The organism is Ensifer sp. VA4, from assembly GCF_055710065.1.
In genome coordinates, this window is the sequence record NZ_JBVQPO010000005.1 from 15396 (window position 1) to 32278 (window position 16883).

Below are 16883 nucleotides of genomic sequence, written 5' to 3' on the forward strand. Positions count from 1 at the left end.
GCTGCTCCTACAGGCGCTGCGTCTCCAGAGGGAAACGTGGCGCTGCTGCATTGGTCCTCGATCGTCATCGTTTCGAGGGCGTTGTCATGCAGCGGCTAAGGATTGCGGCAGCCTTTGCGCGCCTGAAGCGTTTTCTTGCGTCCATCCCAGCCGCAGGAGCTTCGGACTGACGCGCGACGCTGCGGAAACGGAAGGCAGGTTCGCTCAAATGGCAGGTATAGAACACAGACAAGTGGATGGTGACGAGGCCGGCATGCGTCTCGACCGCTGGTTCAAGGTGCACTTTCCCGGGTTGGGCTTCGGTCCGCTGCAGAAACTCCTGCGCTCCGGCCAGATTCGCGTCGATGGCGCGCGCGCCAAATCCGACACCCGCGTCCAGCCCGGGCAGACGATCCGCATTCCGCCGCTCGGCGTTGACCCAAAGGAGACCAAGACCGGCCCGATCGGTGGCCGTGATCTCAGGCATTCTCCGGATGGCGAGCTTCTGTCGCGCATGGTGCTGCATGAGGATGCAAAGGTCATCGTGCTGAACAAGCCGGCCGGCCTTGCCGTCCAGGGCGGCTCCGGCGTCAGCCGTCATATCGACAAGATGCTCGAGGCCTGGACCAACCAGAAGGGTGAAAAACCGCGCCTGGTGCACCGGCTCGACCGCGACACCTCGGGCGTGCTGGTGATCGCCCGCACCCGCGGTGCTGCCCAGCAACTGACGGCCGCCTTCCGCGAGCGTGACACCAAGAAGACCTATTGGGCCCTGGTGAAGGGCGTGCCGCGAAAGCGTGAAGACCGGATCTCCACCTGGCTCGTCAAGGAACAGACGCCGGATGGCGACCGCATGCGTATTGCCAAGCATGGCGACGAGGGCGCCGATCACGCGATCTCCTACTACCGGATCGTCGAACAGGCCGGCCAGAACCTCGCTTGGTTGGAGATGGAGCCCTATACCGGCCGCACCCATCAGCTGCGCGTGCACGCAGCCCATATCGGTCATCCGATCATCGGCGATCCCAAATATTTCGAGGCCGACATCAACTGGTCGTTCCCGGGCGGTATTCAGAACCGGTTGCACCTGCATGCCCGACACATCGACATCCCGCATCCGAACGGCGGTCGCCTGCAGGTGACCGCACCGCTGCCGCCGCACATGGTGCAGAGCTGGAACCTGCTCGGTTTCGACGAGAATGCTGCGAACGAGGAAGATTGATGAAACTGGCTCTCTTCGACTGTGACGGGACACTGGTCGACAGCGGTGGCCTGATCCATGAAGTGATGGCGCGCACCTTCCAGGCCTTCGACCGCGAGCGCCCGCCCCTTTCGGCGACCAAGGGCATCATCGGCCTGACCCTGGACATCGCCATTGCCCGCCTGCTCGGCCGCGAGCACGTGGACGATCTGGCGCTGGCGATGACGGCACACTATAAGGCGATTTTCGCAGGCGTGCGCGGCGAAGCCGGCTTCCAGGAGCTGTTGTTTCCGGGCATCGCCGACATGATGCAGACGCTCTCGTCGCGCCATGAACTGCTGATCGGTGCCGTCACTGGAAAGTCGCGGCGCGGCCTGACCCATATCGCGGCAACCCACGGCTTCGACAGCATCTTCTTCGTTTCCCGTACGGCCGACGATTGCCCCTCCAAGCCGCATCCGGCAATGGTGACGGAGTGCTGCTCGGAAGCCGGCATCGATGCGAAGGATACGGTCGTCATCGGCGACGCGATCTACGACATGCAGATGGCCAAGGCAGCCGGTGCCGCCGCCATCGGCGTCGCCTGGGGTTATGCGTCCGTCCCTGACCTCATCGAGGCAGGCGCGGATTTCGTTGCCCAGACGCCGGCTGACATCATTGAATGGATGGAACACAATCATGCCTGATATTCGCGACGAACTCACCGGTGCGATGAGCCACGAGGATCCGGTCCGCCGCGCACAGATCCAGATGCTGAAACCGCTGCCGAAGCGCTTCTACAAAGAGGTCAGTGTCGCTGCGGTCGACGGCGATACGCACAGCGTGCTGCTCGATGGCCGGACGGTGCGCACGCCGGCAAAACAGCCGCTTGCCGTGCCGACGCGCAAGCTCGCGGAGATTCTCGCCGCCGAATGGGAGGCACAGACCGCGGTCATCGACCCCGGCCAGATGCCGGTCACCCGCATCGTCAACACGGCACTCGACGGCGTCGCCAAGGACCAGCGCTCGGTCTTCGATGACATCCTGCGCTTCGCCGGAACCGATATGCTCTGCTACCGCGCCGACAGTCCGGAAGGTCTCGTCGCGCGCCAGAACGAAATCTGGAATCCAGTGCTCGATTGGGCACAACAAACGCTCGGCGCCCGCTTCATCCTTGCCGAAGGCGTGATCCATCAGGAACAGCCGGAAGAAGCACTCGCCGCCTATGCGGAAGGCTTGCGTGCCTTCGCGACGCCGCTCGGCCTCACCTGCGTCCACACGGTGACGAGCCTGACGGGCTCGGCCCTCTTGGCGCTCGCCTTCGCCTCGGGCAGGCTCTCCGCCGAAGAGGCTTGGACGGCCGCGCATGTGGACGAGGACTGGCAGATCGAGCATTGGGGAACCGACGACGAGGCCTTCCGCCGGCGGGAGAACCGCTGGCAGGAAATGCAGGCGACCGCGGCGGTGCTCGACGCCCTGCGCTAAACGAGAACGCCACATCGCTGAATACGATTGCGGGCTGCGCGTCCTTCATGACGCGCAGCCCGCTTCATTTGTAACTATGGCCGCCGCTTCGAGAGCCTGACGCTACGGCAATGCAGTACGCAGCGTTAGGCAGCGAGCTTCAGTCCGGCAATGCCGCTGACGATGAGCGCGATGCAGCCGAGACGGATGAAGGTCGCGGGCTCCGCGAACAGGAAGATGCCGAGGATGACGGTGCCGACGGTGCCGATGCCGGTCCAGACCGCGTAGGCCGTGCCAAGAGGCAGGCTGCGCACGGCAAGACCGAGCAGCACGACACTGAGGATCATCGACCCGACGGTCAGGATCGTCGGCGTGACGCGCGTAAAGCCATCCGTGTATTTGAGACCGATTGCCCAGCCGATTTCGAGGACACCGGCAAGCAGAAGAAGGAACCAGGCCATGTCAAACTCCCAAGGTTGGAGCGAGGCCGTCCCCGCGGATGTTCGGTATCGACTTTGCGAACCGTGCAGCCGTCTGCAATGCAGGCTCTATCCCATACACCGGCGCCGACAGCAAGGCAACCACGGACAGATCAGCTTTGCACCGGTGGCAAAGCTAGATCGTTTCACGCATTGCTTGAAAACAAGTGGGGTTCCTGCGAGCCAGGAATTTCGCAAAGGGAAGCGGTCTTACGCTTTTCCGGATAGGCGCTACGGAGCAGTGCGCTCCCGGCGCAGTTTCGCCCACCATTCCAGCCGCTTGCGGATTTCGCGCTCGAAGCCGCGCTCCGGCGGGTCGTAGAAGGTCTGGCGGCCCATCTTTTTCGGAAAATAATCCTGGCCAGAGAAAGCATCCGGTTCGTCATGATCGTAACGATAGCCGTCGCCGTAGCCTTCGCCTTTCATCAGCTTGGTCGGTGCGTTGAGGACGTGTTTCGGCGGCAGCAGCGAGCCGTTTTCCTTGGCAGCGCGCATCGCCGCCTTGTAGGCAGTGTAAACGCCATTCGACTTCGGCGCGGTCGCCAGATAGACGCAGGCCTCGGCGAGCGCCAGCTCGCCCTCCGGCGAACCGAGATAATCATAGGCGTCCTTGGCGGCGTTGCAGATCACCAGCGCCTGAGGGTCGGCGAGGCCGATGTCTTCGACCGCCATGCGCACCAGGCGTCGCCCAAGATAAAGCGGATCCTCGCCAGCGTCGAACATGCGGCAGAGATAGTAGAGGGCAGCATCCGGATCGGAGCCGCGTACCGACTTATGCAATGCGGAAATCAGATTGTAGTGGCCGTCCTGGCCCTTGTCGTAGACCGGCGCCCGGCGTTGTACGATGTTTTGAAGTGCTGCCGCATCGAAGATTTCGTCGCGCCGGGCCGCCCGCCAGACTTCCTCGGCCAATGTCAGCGCCGCCCGGCCATCGCCATCGGCCATGCGGATCAAGCTGGCACGCGCATCCGCATCAAGCGGCAGCGTCTTGCCTTCCGCCTGCTCGGCTCGCGACAGCAGCTCCTGGATGCTGTCTTCGTCATGCGGCTTGAACGTCAGTACGCGGGCGCGAGACAGCAGAGCGGCATTGAGCTCGAAGGACGGGTTTTCCGTCGTTGCACCGACGAGGATGACGGTGCCGTCTTCCATGACGGGTAGGAAACTATCCTGCTGGGCGCGATTGAAGCGGTGGATCTCGTCGACGAAGAGCAGCGTCTGCCGGCCGGACATGCGCCGCGCGCGCGCCGCTTCGAACACCTTCTTGAGATCGGCGACACCAGAGAAGATGGCAGAGATCTGCTCGAAGGCGAGCCCCGCCTCCCCCGAAAGCAACCGCGCCACGGTCGTCTTGCCGGTACCCGGCGGCCCCCAGAAGATCATCGATCCGAGAGAACCCGACGCGATCATGCGCGACAGCACGCCATCGTCCCCGGTCAGGTGTTCCTGACCGGTGACTTCGGCAAGCGTGCGCGGACGAAGCCTGTCGGCAAGCGGTCTTGCCGATGCCATCTCAGGAGGTTCGGAGGCGGAGAAGAGATCGCTCATCGGAAGAACTGCCGGATCAATTGCCCGTCCCGCTCGATCTCGACCCGCCAGAAGGAGGCATCGTCGGCCATCACATGCTCCAATGTCTTGGACGTGTCGATCGCGGTGCCGTTGACCGAACGCACGATGTCCTTCGGCTCCAGGCCGATGCGTGCCGCAGGCGAGCCGCGGTTGACCTCCATGACGACGACCCCTTGCAGCGAGGTCGACATGCGCAACTCGTCGGCAAGCCGCGGCGACAGGTTGGCCACGACCGCGCCGGCGAAGGGATTGCGCCCTTCGATCAACCGTTCGTCGCGCGGCGACGTCTCGGGCGCCCGATCGAGCTTCAGCGTCACGTCACGGGTTTTGCCGTTTTCCGACACGGTGACATGCGCCTCGTGACCGATGCCCACCGTCGTCAGGCGGTAGCCGAGCGCATCCGGGTGTTCGACGTCGATGCCGTTGACGGCGGTGATCACCTGTCCCGGCTTGATGCCCGCCTGTTCGGCCGGGCCACCCGCCACGACAGCAGTCACCAGCGCGCCACGGGCGCGGTTGAGGCCGAGGGCTTCGGCGACTTCAGAGGTCACCGGTTCGAAGCTTGCGCCGATGAAGGGACGCACGAAGGTGCCGTTACCGCCTTCGGCGGAGGCGACGAAGACCTTCACCAGATTGGCCGGGATGGCGAAGCCGACGCCGTTCGAACCGCCCCCCTTGGAGAAGATCGCGGTGTTGATGCCGATGAGCTGGCCATTCATATCGATGAGGCCCCCGCCGGAATTGCCCGGGTTGATTGCCGCATCCGTCTGGATGAAGAAGCCGAAATCGCCCGACGAGACCTGGTTGCGCGCGAGCGCCGAGACGATGCCGCTCGTCACCGTCTGGCCGACGCCGAAGGGATTGCCGATCGCGAGAACGAGATCGCCGACTTCGACCGCATCGGAATCGCCGAGCGGGACGATCTCGAACGGGCCGTCCGACTGGATCTTCAGCACCGCCAGGTCGAGCCGGTCATCCTTGAGCACGATCTTGCAGGGAAACTCGCGGCCATCGGCCAGCGCCACCTTGATGTCGTCGGCGCCCTCGATGACGTGGTTGTTCGTCACGACGATGCCATTCTTGCCGACGATCACGCCGGAGCCGAGCGAGGATTGCTTTTCCGAACGGTTCGGCATCCGCTGGCCGAAGAATTCCTCGAAGAAGGGATCGCCGGAAAAGATCGAGCGGCGCTCGACGACCCGTTCGGCGTAGACATTGACGACCGCGTTTGCCGTCTGCTTGACGAGCGGCGCGAAGGAAAGCTGCATTTCGGTGCGCGACTGCGGAACGGTCTTGGCCTCCTCGGCCAATGCCGGACTGGCAAGAGAAACAGCAATGACGAGCGCGGCAAGCGCTCTGTGACTAACGATCATGTGAAGCATTCTCCTATTCGTCGCGGCTACGTTCAGATAGGATTTCGCGGGAAAAAAGGCAAATGTTGGCGCAAGATACGCGAACTTGCCGGCTTCACGCGCCACGCACGAAAACGTGGTTCGGCACCCCTTTCACGGTGATCGAAAGTCTGCTGAGTTCTTACAAGCCAAGGCTCATAAACCACTCTCGGATAAGACCATGCCATCCTATCGTCCGCCGCGAATCGTTTCCTCCGAAATCACCCCGGAGAATATCTTCATCAACCGCCGCGCATTCCTGGGCGCCGCTGCCGGCGGCATCCTCCTCGCCGGAAGCAGTTCAGGCATGGCGGCTGCGCTCAGCGCACCGAAAGGCAAATACGTCGTCGACGAGGATCTGACCCCGGAGGCCGACGTCACGGGCTACAACAACTTCTATGAATTCGGGACCGGCAAGGGCGATCCCGCCGCCAATTCCGGCAACTTCAAACCGACGCCCTGGACGGTGAAGGTCGACGGTCTCGTCGGCAAGCCGCAGGAGTTCGGGCTGGAAGACCTGCTGAAGTTCCCGATCGAGGAACGCGTCTACCGCATGCGCTGCGTCGAGGCATGGTCGATGGTGATCCCCTGGACCGGCTTCCAGCTTTCGACCCTTCTCGACAGGGTCGAGCCGCTTGGCAGCGCCAAGTATGTTTCGTTCGAAACGGTCGTGCGCCCAGCGGAGATGCCGGGCCAATCCGGCTTCTTTCAGCCGCTGCCCTGGCCCTATCGCGAAGGGCTGAGGCTGGATGAAGCCCGCCACCCGCTCACTCTCTTGTCCGTCGGCGTCTACGGCAAGACCCTTCCCAACCAGAACGGGGCGCCGATCCGGCTCGTTACCCCCTGGAAGTACGGCTTCAAGGGGATCAAGTCGATCGTGCGGATCTCGCTCACCGAAACGCAACCGCCCTCCACCTGGAACCTGTCGGCCCCACACGAATACGGCTTCTATGCCAACGTCAACCCGGCCGTCGATCACCCGCGCTGGAGCCAGGCGACGGAGAACCGCATCGGTGGCGGCGGCTTCTTCGGCTCCAATCGTCGCGATACCCTGCCCTTCAATGGCTATGCCGATGAGGTTGCCAGCCTCTATGTCGGCATGGATCTGAGAGCGAACTATTGATCATGGTCCATCTGCCCGCCCTCCCGAAACGCTACCATTCAGCCTCGGTATGGGCGCTTTATGGCCTCGGCTTGCTGCCGGCAGGCTACGGCTTCTATCTCGGCGCCACCGGGCACCCCCCCGGAAATCCGGTCAAGGAATTCGAGCACCTGCTTGGTCTCTGGGCGCTTCGCTTTCTCGTCGCGACCCTGGCGATCACGCCGATCCGCGACATTTTCGGCATCAATTGGCTTCGCTACCGCCGGGCGCTCGGCCTGCTCGCCTTCTATTACGTGCTGATGCACTTCCTCGCTTACATGCTGCTCGACCAGGTGCTGAACGTCGCGGCGATCCTCACCGATATCGGCCGTCGCCCGTTCATCACCATCGGCATGGCCGCGCTCGTGATGTTGATCCCGCTGGCACTGACGTCCAACAATTGGTCGATTCGCAGGCTCGGGACCCGGTGGAATACGCTGCACCGGCTTGCCTATGTCATCGCCGCTGCCGGCGCCCTGCATTTTTCGATGTCGGTGAAGGTCGTTGGCCCCGAGCAGATGCTCTATCTCGGCCTGGTCGCCGTGCTGCTCGCCTGGCGACCGGTGCGCAAGCCCTATCTGCGCCGCAAACGTCAGGCGGCCAATGCGCCGGTCAGACGGCAGCCCATAGAAAAAGCGGCCGGGTGATCACCACCCGGCCGCTTTTGTTTTTCTGCCTTCGATCGGCTTAGGCTGCTTCGGCAGCTTCAGCTTCAGCGGCAACGCGGGCGCGGTCCGCTGCGCCCTTGGCGTCGACGTCGCGGTCAACGAACTCAATGACGGCGAGAGCGGCGTTGTCACCGTGGCGGAAGCCAGCCTTCATGATGCGCAGGTAGCCGCCGTTGCGGGTGGCGTAGCGCGATGCGATCGTATCGAACAGCTTCGAAACGACGGCGGCGTCGCGGATCTGCGAGATCGCCTGGCGGCGAGCGTGCAGGTCACCGCGCTTGCCGAGCGTGACGAGCTTCTCGACGATCGGGCGGATTTCCTTGGCCTTCGGCAGGGTCGTGACGATCTGCTCGTGCTGGATCAGCGAAGCTGCCATGTTGGCAAACATCGCCTTGCGGTGGCTGGCGGTTCTATTCAGCTTGCGGCCGGCTTTTGCGTGGCGCATGGCTATTCTCCTTCAATGCAGGCTTTGCCTGCCGTTTCCTGGCACATACAGGTGCAAGCACCTGCTGTTTGACGGGGAAAGGCAGAACAAGCTGCCTTTATCTGTTAGTATTGGTCTTCGTAACGCTTGGCGAGATCTTCGATGTTCTCGGGCGGCCAGGACGGCACTTCCATGCCGAGGTGCAGGCCCATGGAAGCGAGAACTTCCTTGATTTCGTTCAGCGACTTGCGACCAAAATTCGGCGTGCGGAGCATTTCTGCTTCGGTCTTCTGAATGAGGTCGCCGATGTAGACGATGTTGTCGTTCTTCAGGCAGTTGGCCGAACGGACCGAAAGTTCCAGTTCGTCGACCTTCTTGAGAAGCGCCGGGTTGAAGGCGAGTTCGGTAACTGCTTCTTCCTCTGCTTCCTTCTGCGGCTCGTCGAAGTTGACGAAGACCGACAGCTGGTCCTGAAGGATGCGGGCCGCAAAAGCGATCGCATCTTCACCGGTGACGGAACCGTCCGTCTCGATGGACATCGTCAGCTTGTCATAGTCAAGAACCTGGCCTTCGCGGGTGTTTTCCACCTTGTAGGACACCTTCTTGACCGGCGAGTACAGGCTGTCGACCGGGATCAGGCCGATCGGAGCATCTTCCGAACGGTTGCGATCAGCCGGCACGTAGCCCTTGCCGTTGTTGACGGTGAACTCCATGCGGATCTCCGCGCCCTCGTCGAGGGTGCAGATCACATGGTTCGGGTTGAGGATTTCGATATCGCCAACCGTCTGGATGTCACCGGCGGTAACAACGCCCGGACCCTGCTTGCGCACGACCATGCGTTTTGCGTCGTCGCCATCCATCTTGATGGCGATTTCCTTGATGTTGAGCACGATGTCCGTCACATCTTCCCGAACGCCCGGGATAGAGGAGAACTCGTGCAGGACGCCGTCGATCTGCACTGCGGTGACAGCAGCACCGCGCAGCGACGACAGAAGCACGCGGCGAAGCGCGTTGCCGAGCGTCAGGCCAAAGCCGCGTTCAAGCGGTTCCGCAACCAGCGTTGCCTTGGTGCGGCCGGAGGAGACGAACTCCACCTTGTTCGGCTTGATCAATTCCTGCCAATTCTTCTGGATCATGTTTTCTGCCTTCCGTTCGTTGCCACCATCCAATCGTGACAACCGAGCCCCGAAGACCGGCAGAGCGCGGATGCACCCTCACCGGCATGTTGAATGCATATGATCAGACGCGGCGCTTCTTGCGCGGACGGCAGCCGTTGTGCGGGATCGGGGTCACATCGCGGATCGAGGTGATCATGAAGCCCGCAGCCTGCAGCGCGCGAAGAGCCGATTCACGGCCGGAACCCGGACCGCAAACTTCGACTTCCAGCGACTTCATGCCGTGTTCCTGAGCCTTCTTGGCGCAGTCTTCAGCGGCGATCTGTGCGGCAAACGGGGTCGACTTACGCGAGCCCTTGAAACCCTTTGCACCGGCAGACGACCAGGCAATCGCGTTGCCCTGTGCGTCGGTGATGGTGATCATCGTGTTGTTGAACGACGAATTGACGTGTGCGACGCCAGACGTGATGTTCTTGCGTTCGCGGCGGCGAACGCGGGTGGCTTCCTTGGCCATAGGATCCCTTTCTTAGATCTCTGCACCGCCGTAATTCCAGCGGCTCCACCGGGAAAAGGATTTGTCGTCCCCTGCCCTGCATCTTCATTTCCCCGAAGAGCGGAATACCCGCTCTTCGGACTTAACATCCAGCCATTCGGCCAGACAGCGGTCAGGCAAGCGCCTTACCAAACTGCAAAAGGAGGCCGGCGCCTGACGCCAGCCTCCCAATCTCCCTTTTCGGGAAATTACTTCTTCTTACCGGCAATCGCCTTCGCCGGACCCTTGCGGGTGCGGGCGTTGGTGTGGGTGCGCTGACCACGAACCGGCAGGCCACGACGGTGACGCAGGCCGCGGTAGCAGCCAAGGTCCATCAGGCGCTTGATGTTCATCGAGGTTTCGCGACGCAGGTCACCTTCGACCTGGTAGTCACGGTCGATCGTTTCGCGGATCTGCAGAACTTCAGCGTCCGTCAGCTGATGCACGCGACGATCGGACGGAATACCGACCTTCTCGACGATTTCCTGTGCGAATTTCGGGCCGATCCCATGAATGTAGGTCAGCGCGATAACTACGCGCTTCGCCGTCGGGATGTTGACGCCAGCGATACGTGCCACGTCTATTCTCCTTGCGTTCCAGTTGCCATCCGGCAATAGGTGCTTCGTTACGCGACCTCGAAGAGCCGCACGTTGATTGAGGTTCGAGACACGTCAAAAACGACCGTACCCGGACTTCATTTTCTTTGAAGACCGCGCCGATCGCTCTCATGTCGCGAGTTGGCGCTGTCTTTGGCGGAATCGGCCGGAAAAGTCAACTCCCCGGCGGTCCCTTTTCGGCAAAGACCAGTGTCTAAGCCAGAATCTTCTCGATCTCTGCGGTGACGGCGGTCACGTCCGCCATGCCATCGACCGTTCTCAACTGACCAGTACCGGCATAGTGCTCGGACAGCGGCGCAGTCTTTTCGCGATATTCGGCGAGACGACGCCGGAAGGCTTCCGGATTGTCGTCCGAACGGACCGCGCCTCCCGCAGCGATGGTCTCCGCTACGCGATTCTCCATCCGCTTTACAAGGGCCGCCTCGTCGACCTTCAGCTCGATGACCGCATCGAGCTTCAGCCCCTTGCTTTCCAGCATCTTGTCGAGGGCAATCGCCTGCGGAACCGTGCGCGGGTAGCCATCGAGAATGAAACCCTTCGCACAATCCGGCTGATCGATGCGATCCGACACGATTTCGTTGACGATCTCGTCCGATACCAGCTGGCCGGCGTCCATGACTGCCTTGGCGCGCTTGCCAACTTCAGTCGCCTGGGCAACGGCCGCCCGCAGCATATCGCCTGTGGAAAGCTGCGGAATGCCGTATCTCTCCGTCAGAAGCTTGGCCTGAGTCCCCTTGCCAGCGCCCGGCGGTCCCAAAAATATCAGTCTCATCGTCCCCTCTTTCCTCCGCGCAGCTTCGACTTCTTGATCAGCCCCTCATATTGCTGTGCGATGAGATGGCCCTGGATCTGTGCTACAGTATCGAGGGTCACGCTGACAACAATCAAAAGCGACGTACCACCAAGGTAGAACGGCACGCCGGTCTGCGAAATCAGAACTTCCGGCAGAATGCAGACGAAGATCAGGTAGACCGCACCGATGACGGTGATGCGCGTCAGGACGTAATCGATATACTCAGCGGTGCGTTCACCCGGACGGATGCCCGGAATGAAGCCGCCATGCTTCTTGAGATTGTCGGCCGTGTCCTTCGGATTGAAGACGATCGCCGTATAGAAGAAGGCAAAGAACGCAATCATCGCTCCATAAAGAACCATGTAGAGCGGCCTGCCGTGACCAAGCGCACCAACGATGGTCGTCGCCCAACCCGGCAGCGTCGCCGTGTTGGCAAAGCCTGCAAGCGTTGCCGGCAGCAGCAGCAGCGAGGAAGCGAAGATCGCCGGGATGACGCCCGAAGTGTTGAGCTTCAGCGGCAGGTGCGAGGTGTCGCCCTGGAACATGCGGTTGCCGACTTGGCGCTTCGGATACTGGATCAGAAGCCGGCGCTGTGCCCGCTCGACGAAGACGATGAGCGCAATGACGGCAACGACCATGATGATGATCGCGAGGATCAGCGGCGTCGAAAGCGCGCCCGTGCGACCGAGTTCGAGCGTACCGGCAAGTGCGGTCGGCAGGTGGGCGACGATACCGGCGAAGATGATCAGCGAAATGCCGTTGCCGATACCGCGCGACGTGATCTGCTCACCGAGCCACATCAGGAACATGGTGCCGCCGAGCAGCGAGATGACGGTCGAAATGCGGAAGAACCAGCCCGGATCGTTGACGAGGCCGTTGCCGCTCTCAAGGCCGACGGCGATGGCGTAAGCCTGCGCCGTGCCGAGAAGCACCGTGCCGTAGCGGGTGTACTGGTTGATAATCTTGCGGCCCTGCTCGCCTTCCTTCTTCAACTGTTCCAGCGCCGGAACGACGGAAGTCATCAGCTGAACGATGATCGAAGCAGAGATATAGGGCATGATGCCGAGCGCGAAGATCGCCATGCGCTCAACTGCACCACCCGAAAACATGTTGAAGAGGCCGAGGATACCGCCGCTCTGGCCACGGAATGCCTGGGCAAATGCTTCCGGATTGAGACCGGGCAGCGGGATATAGGTGCCAAGACGGTAAACCAGAAGCGCACCAAGCGTGAACCAAAGCCGTTTCTTCAGATCTTCCGCCTTGGCGAAAGTCGAGAAATTCAGGTTCGAGGCGAGCTGTTCCGCTGCAGAAGCCATGCAATTCTCCGCGTACCAAATCTCGGAATCAGCGGGAACACCCGGTCCGTTCCGGAAGGAGTAACTTTTCGTCTTGAAAACCGGACGCGAGGCGATTGTGTCTGCAATCGGATGCCTCACCGTGGTTTCCGCTATGTCCGCCGCGACGAGCGATTCGCCGGCTGCGGACGTGAGGCTCACATATGGGAGCAAAACCGCCCGGAGTGAAGCACCCCGGGCGGTTCATCAGTAATATTATTCAGCGGCAGCTGCGAGCAGCTTGACCGAACCGCCGGCCTTTTCGATCTTCTCGATCGCCGACTTGGAAGCGCCGGCAACTTCGATCGAAACCTTCGCCTTCAGCTCGCCGTCAGCGAGAACGCGGACGCCGTCCTTTTCGCGACGGATGACGCCAGCGGCCTTGAGAGCGGCTGCGTCAACGGTCTTCGAAGCGTCGAGCTTCTTGGCGTCGATTGCCGTCTGGATACGGCCGAGCGACACGACAACGAACTCCGAAGCGAAGATGTTGTTGAAGCCGCGCTTCGGCAGACGACGGTAGATTGGCATCTGACCGCCTTCGAAGCCGTTGATGGCAACGCCCGAACGAGCCTTCTGACCCTTGACACCGCGGCCGGCCGTCTTGCCGGAGCCCGAGCCGATACCACGGCCGAGACGCTTGCGGCTGTGGGTAGAGCCTTCGTTGTCCTTGATTTCATTCAGTTTCATGATCTTATCCCCCTCACTTCTCGTCGACGACGCGAACGAGGTGCTGGACGGTCCGGATCATGCCGCGAACAGACGGAGTGTCTTCCAGCGTGCGAACCCGGTGCATCTTGTTGAGGCCCAGACCGATCAGCGTTTGACGCTGTACGGCCGGACGGCGAATGGGGCTACCGATCTGCTCGACGGTAACCGTCTTCTTGGCAACTTCTTTCTTAGCCATCTGTCAGCTCCCTTATTCTTCGGAAGCAGCGCCGGAGGAAACACGACGAGCCTGGAGCGTGGCGTACTTGATGCCGCGCTGAGCTGCGATGTCCTTCGGGTGCATCTGGTTCTTGAGGGCGTCGAAGGTTGCGCGAACCATGTTGTAGGGGTTCGACGAACCGGTCGACTTTGCAACGACGTCATGAACGCCGAGCGTTTCGAAGACGGCGCGCATCGGACCACCGGCGATGATACCGGTACCGGGCTTGGCCGAACGCAGCAGCACCTTGCCGGCGCCGTGACGGCCATGAACGTCATGATGCAGGGTACGACCACCACGCAGCGGGACGAAAATCAGATCGCGCTTGGCAGCTTCCGTGGCCTTGCGGATGGCTTCCGGCACTTCGCGTGCCTTGCCATGGCCGAAGCCAACGCGGCCCTTCTGGTCGCCAACGACGACGAGAGCGGCGAAACCGAAACGACGACCGCCCTTCACCACCTTGGCGACGCGGTTAATTGCTACGAGCTTATCGACAAATTCGCTGTCGCGCTCTTCGCGGTTCTGGCGATCTTCGCGAGAACCTCTTTTTTCTTGTGCCATTGTCCTCTTCCTTTTTCTTTTCCGGGTGCAATCGGCAGATTGACGAGACCGCCTCCCCTCTTTTTGAGGTGAAGACGGCTGGAGATTTGCGAAACCGGCTGAAAAGCCCGGGCGTTACGCCCGGGCCAACGAACTTAGAAGTTCAAGCCGCCTTCGCGGGCTGCCTCGGCCAGCGCCTTGACGCGGCCGTGGTAGATGAAGGCGCCGCGGTCAAAGACAACGTCCTTGACGCCAGCCTTCGAAGCACGCTCCGCCAGGAGCTTGCCGACAGCCGAAGCGGCTGCCGTGTCTGCGCCGGTCTTCAGAGAAGACCGCAGATCCGTGTCGAGGGTCGATGCCGAAGCAAGGGTCTTGCCGGCAACGTCATCGATGATCTGCGCGTAGATGTTCTTCGACGAGCGATGAACCGACAGGCGCGGGCGGCCGTTGGCGACCGCCTTGATTTGACGGCGCACGCGGTTGGCGCGACGCACAAGAGTATCTTTCCTGCTAGCCATTTCGCGTGATCCTTACTTCTTCTTGCCTTCTTTGCGGACAATCCGCTCTTCGGCATACTTGACACCCTTGCCCTTGTAGGGCTCGGGGCCACGGTATTCGCGGATTTCCGCGGCAACCTGGCCGACCTGCTGCTTGTTGATGCCGGACACGATGATTTCGGTCGGCTTCGGAACAGCAATCGTAATGCCTTCTGGCGTCTGGTAGACGACGTCGTGGCTGAAACCGAGCGCGAGCTGCAGGTTCTTGCCCTGCATCGACGCACGATAACCAACGCCGTTGATTTCGAGCTTGCGCTCGTAACCGTCCTTGACGCCCTTGAAGATGTTCTCGATCATCGTGCGGGACATGCCCCACTTCGAACGAGCATCCTTGCTCTGGCTGAGCGGCTGAACAACAACCGCATTATCTTCGAGCTTTACCGAAACTTCGTCGTTTGCAACGAAGAACAGTTCGCCCTTCGGGCCCTTCGCCGTTACCTTCTGGCCATCAACGCTTGCCGTGACGCCTGCCGGAACCTGAACGGGCTTCTTACCGATACGAGACATTTTTATACCTGTCTGTTCGCTATGGAGAACCTGCTACGCCTTCGTTAGAAGACGGAGCAAAGGATCTCGCCACCAACATTCTGTTCGCGTGCCTGATGATCGGCCATCACACCCTTCGGGGTCGAAAGGATGGTGATGCCGAGGCCGTTCGCGACCTGCGGAATGGACTTAACCGAGACATAGACTCGGCGGCCCGGCTTGGAGACGCGTGCGATCTCGCGGATCACGGAAGCGCCTTCGTAGTACTTCAGCTCGATGTTCAGCTCGGACTTGCCGTTGCCGAATTCGACTTCAGAGTATCCGCGGATGTAACCTTCGGCCTGAAGGACATCCAGAACGCGTGCACGGAGCTTCGAAGCCGGCGTCGAAACGCTCGACTTGCGGCGAGCCGCGCCGTTACGGATACGGGTGAGCATATCGCCCAGCGGATCAGTCATTGCCATGTGCCCGTCTCCTTACCAGCTCGACTTGACGACGCCCGGCACCTTGCCGAGGTTGCCCAGTTCGCGAAGCGCAATACGCGACATACGAAGTTTACGATAGTAGGCGCGCGGACGGCCGGTAACTTCGCAACGGTTGCGGATGCGGGTCTTGGATCCATCGCGCGGCAGACCTGCCAGCTTGATGGTTGCCTTGAACCGCTCTTCAATCGGCAGAGACTGGTTCATGATGATCGCCTTCAGAGCGGCACGCTTTGCAGCCTGCGAGGCAACCAGTTTGCGGCGGCGCTTGTTCTTTTCAACTGCGCTCGTTTTCGCCATTACAGTTATCCTTCTTTACGCTTGTCGTTACGGATTACTGACGGAACGGGAAGTTGAACTCTGTGAGCAGAGCGCGAGCTTCGTCGTCGTTAGTTGCCGTCGTGCAAACGATGATGTCCATGCCCCACATCTGATCAACCTTGTCGTAGTTGATCTCAGGGAACACAATGTGCTCCTTGATGCCCATGGCGAAGTTGCCACGGCCGTCAAAAGACTTCGGATTGAGGCCACGGAAGTCGCGAACGCGCGGGAGAGCGATATTCACGAGACGATCCAGGAACTCATACATCCGAACGCCGCGCAGGGTAACCTTGGCACCAATCGGCATGCCTTCGCGGACCTTGAAGCCTGCGATGGAGTTGCGAGCGCGGGTGATTACCGGCTTCTGGCCAGCAATCGCTGCGAGGTCGGCAGCAGCAACGGTCGGCTTCTTCGAGTCGCCGGTTGCTTCGCCAACACCCATGTTGATGACGATCTTGTCGAGGCGCGGGATCTGCATTTCGTTGGCGTAGGAGAACTTCTCCTGCATCGCCTTGCGGATGCGCTCTACATATTCCTTCTTGAGCCGCGGCTCATAAGCGGACTTAGCCATCGATCACTTCTCCCGAACGCTTGGCCACGCGGACCTTCTTGTCGCCATCGATCTTGAAACCGACGCGGGTCGGCTTGCCGTCCTTCGGATCGGCAATCGCGATGTTCGAAAGGTGGATCGGGGCTTCCTTGTTGATGATGCCGGCTTCCTGGCTCTGGGTCTGGCGCTGGTGACGCTTCACCATGTTGACGCCACGCACGACAGCCCGGTCTTCCTTCGGCATAACCTGGACGACTTCGCCGGTACGGCCCTTGTCCTTACCGGTGAGAACGACAACCTTGTCGCCTTTGCGAATCTTTTGCATCTCTCAACGCTCCT

At 61.1% G+C, this 16883-nt stretch carries 23 protein-coding genes; 5 read left to right on the forward strand and 18 right to left on the reverse strand.

What is annotated here, in order from left to right; all coding sequences use genetic code 11:
- Positions 1-208 precede the first annotated feature (208 nt).
- From AC0C6X_RS09305 to AC0C6X_RS09315, 3 genes are read left to right on the forward strand one after another with little or no spacing between them, the layout of a single operon-like run.
- Positions 209-1201 (forward strand): RluA family pseudouridine synthase, encoded by a 993-nt coding sequence (locus AC0C6X_RS09305; RefSeq protein WP_173516274.1) that lies wholly within the window; start codon positions 209-211, stop codon positions 1199-1201.
- Positions 1201-1866 carry an HAD-IA family hydrolase gene (locus AC0C6X_RS09310; protein WP_173516273.1) on the forward strand — a complete coding sequence of 222 codons (666 nt, stop codon included), beginning with the start codon at positions 1201-1203 and terminating at the stop codon, positions 1864-1866. Before AC0C6X_RS09305 ends, AC0C6X_RS09310 begins: the two co-directional genes overlap by 1 nt.
- A complete protein-coding gene (locus AC0C6X_RS09315) occupies positions 1859-2644 on the forward strand; it encodes an ATP12 family chaperone protein (RefSeq protein WP_173516272.1) in 786 nt (261 codons plus the stop codon). Before AC0C6X_RS09310 ends, AC0C6X_RS09315 begins: the two co-directional genes overlap by 8 nt.
- Before the next feature lie 125 nt (positions 2645-2769).
- Here the strand turns inward: AC0C6X_RS09315 and sugE are convergent, their stop codons facing one another.
- The 3 genes from sugE to AC0C6X_RS09330 all read right to left on the reverse strand — a co-directional run bounded on the left by sugE (position 2770) and on the right by AC0C6X_RS09330 (position 6041).
- The gene (gene sugE / locus AC0C6X_RS09320; RefSeq protein ID WP_173516271.1) at positions 2770-3084 is read right to left on the reverse strand and encodes a quaternary ammonium compound efflux SMR transporter SugE; all 315 of its coding nucleotides are present in this window, start codon (positions 3082-3084) and stop codon (positions 2770-2772) included.
- 249 nt (positions 3085-3333) lie between these two features.
- Positions 3334-4647 carry a replication-associated recombination protein A gene (locus AC0C6X_RS09325; RefSeq protein WP_472952715.1) on the reverse strand — a complete coding sequence of 438 codons (1314 nt, stop codon included), beginning with the start codon at positions 4645-4647 and terminating at the stop codon, positions 3334-3336.
- Positions 4644-6041, reverse strand: coding sequence for a DegQ family serine endoprotease (locus AC0C6X_RS09330; protein ID WP_472952717.1), 1398 nt, complete (start codon positions 6039-6041; stop codon positions 4644-4646). Before AC0C6X_RS09330 ends, AC0C6X_RS09325 begins: the two co-directional genes overlap by 4 nt.
- 199 nt (positions 6042-6240) lie before the next feature.
- Here AC0C6X_RS09330 and msrP point away from each other — a divergent pair, with 199 nt between their 5' ends.
- Together msrP and msrQ are read left to right on the forward strand one after the other, a co-directional pair.
- Positions 6241-7182 carry a protein-methionine-sulfoxide reductase catalytic subunit MsrP gene (gene msrP / locus AC0C6X_RS09335; RefSeq protein ID WP_247959111.1) on the forward strand — a complete coding sequence of 314 codons (942 nt, stop codon included), beginning with the start codon at positions 6241-6243 and terminating at the stop codon, positions 7180-7182.
- A 2-nt stretch (positions 7183-7184) separates the two neighbouring features.
- Positions 7185-7847 (forward strand): protein-methionine-sulfoxide reductase heme-binding subunit MsrQ, encoded by a 663-nt coding sequence (msrQ, locus tag AC0C6X_RS09340; protein ID WP_472952720.1) that lies wholly within the window; start codon positions 7185-7187, stop codon positions 7845-7847.
- Positions 7848-7887: 40 nt separating this feature from the next.
- Here the strand turns inward: msrQ and rplQ are convergent, their stop codons facing one another.
- The 15 genes from rplQ to rplX form a co-directional block, all read right to left on the reverse strand.
- Positions 7888-8313, reverse strand: a complete 426-nt coding sequence (rplQ, locus tag AC0C6X_RS09345; protein ID WP_173516266.1) for a 50S ribosomal protein L17 — start codon at positions 8311-8313, stop codon at positions 7888-7890.
- A 104-nt stretch (positions 8314-8417) separates the two neighbouring features.
- Positions 8418-9428 carry a DNA-directed RNA polymerase subunit alpha gene (locus tag AC0C6X_RS09350; protein ID WP_034795592.1) on the reverse strand — a complete coding sequence of 337 codons (1011 nt, stop codon included), beginning with the start codon at positions 9426-9428 and terminating at the stop codon, positions 8418-8420.
- 103 nt (positions 9429-9531) lie between these two features.
- On the reverse strand, positions 9532-9921 hold the full coding sequence (gene rpsK / locus AC0C6X_RS09355) for a 30S ribosomal protein S11 (RefSeq protein WP_003536496.1): 390 nt from the start codon (positions 9919-9921) through the stop codon (positions 9532-9534).
- A gap of 227 nt (positions 9922-10148) precedes the next feature.
- The gene (rpsM, locus tag AC0C6X_RS09360) at positions 10149-10517 is read right to left on the reverse strand and encodes a 30S ribosomal protein S13 (RefSeq protein WP_173516265.1); all 369 of its coding nucleotides are present in this window, start codon (positions 10515-10517) and stop codon (positions 10149-10151) included.
- A 232-nt stretch (positions 10518-10749) separates the two neighbouring features.
- Positions 10750-11328, reverse strand: coding sequence for an adenylate kinase (locus AC0C6X_RS09365; RefSeq protein ID WP_173516264.1), 579 nt, complete (start codon positions 11326-11328; stop codon positions 10750-10752).
- Positions 11325-12665: a preprotein translocase subunit SecY gene (gene secY / locus AC0C6X_RS09370; RefSeq protein ID WP_173516263.1), complete on the reverse strand. Its 1341-nt coding sequence runs from the start codon at positions 12663-12665 to the stop codon at positions 11325-11327. The genes AC0C6X_RS09365 and secY overlap by 4 nt, the downstream gene beginning before the upstream one ends.
- A gap of 234 nt (positions 12666-12899) precedes the next feature.
- Entirely contained in the window at positions 12900-13370 is a 471-nt protein-coding gene (gene rplO, locus AC0C6X_RS09375; protein WP_057255582.1) for a 50S ribosomal protein L15, read from the reverse strand.
- A 13-nt stretch (positions 13371-13383) separates the two neighbouring features.
- Entirely contained in the window at positions 13384-13587 is a 204-nt protein-coding gene (rpmD, locus tag AC0C6X_RS09380; protein ID WP_057255581.1) for a 50S ribosomal protein L30, read from the reverse strand.
- Positions 13588-13599: 12 nt separating this feature from the next.
- Positions 13600-14169, reverse strand: a complete 570-nt coding sequence (rpsE, locus tag AC0C6X_RS09385; protein ID WP_173516262.1) for a 30S ribosomal protein S5 — start codon at positions 14167-14169, stop codon at positions 13600-13602.
- A gap of 134 nt (positions 14170-14303) precedes the next feature.
- On the reverse strand, positions 14304-14666 hold the full coding sequence (gene rplR / locus AC0C6X_RS09390) for a 50S ribosomal protein L18 (protein WP_173516261.1): 363 nt from the start codon (positions 14664-14666) through the stop codon (positions 14304-14306).
- A 12-nt stretch (positions 14667-14678) separates the two neighbouring features.
- Positions 14679-15212 (reverse strand): 50S ribosomal protein L6, encoded by a 534-nt coding sequence (gene rplF / locus AC0C6X_RS09395; RefSeq protein WP_173516260.1) that lies wholly within the window; start codon positions 15210-15212, stop codon positions 14679-14681.
- A gap of 44 nt (positions 15213-15256) precedes the next feature.
- Positions 15257-15655, reverse strand: a complete 399-nt coding sequence (rpsH, locus tag AC0C6X_RS09400) for a 30S ribosomal protein S8 (RefSeq protein ID WP_173516259.1) — start codon at positions 15653-15655, stop codon at positions 15257-15259.
- Between the two features lie 12 nt (positions 15656-15667).
- Positions 15668-15973, reverse strand: coding sequence for a 30S ribosomal protein S14 (gene rpsN, locus AC0C6X_RS09405; protein ID WP_173516258.1), 306 nt, complete (start codon positions 15971-15973; stop codon positions 15668-15670).
- A gap of 34 nt (positions 15974-16007) precedes the next feature.
- Entirely contained in the window at positions 16008-16565 is a 558-nt protein-coding gene (gene rplE / locus AC0C6X_RS09410) for a 50S ribosomal protein L5 (RefSeq protein ID WP_173516257.1), read from the reverse strand.
- Positions 16558-16869 (reverse strand): 50S ribosomal protein L24, encoded by a 312-nt coding sequence (gene rplX, locus AC0C6X_RS09415; protein WP_173516256.1) that lies wholly within the window; start codon positions 16867-16869, stop codon positions 16558-16560. Before rplX ends, rplE begins: the two co-directional genes overlap by 8 nt.
- Between the last annotated feature and the right edge of the window lie 14 nt (positions 16870-16883).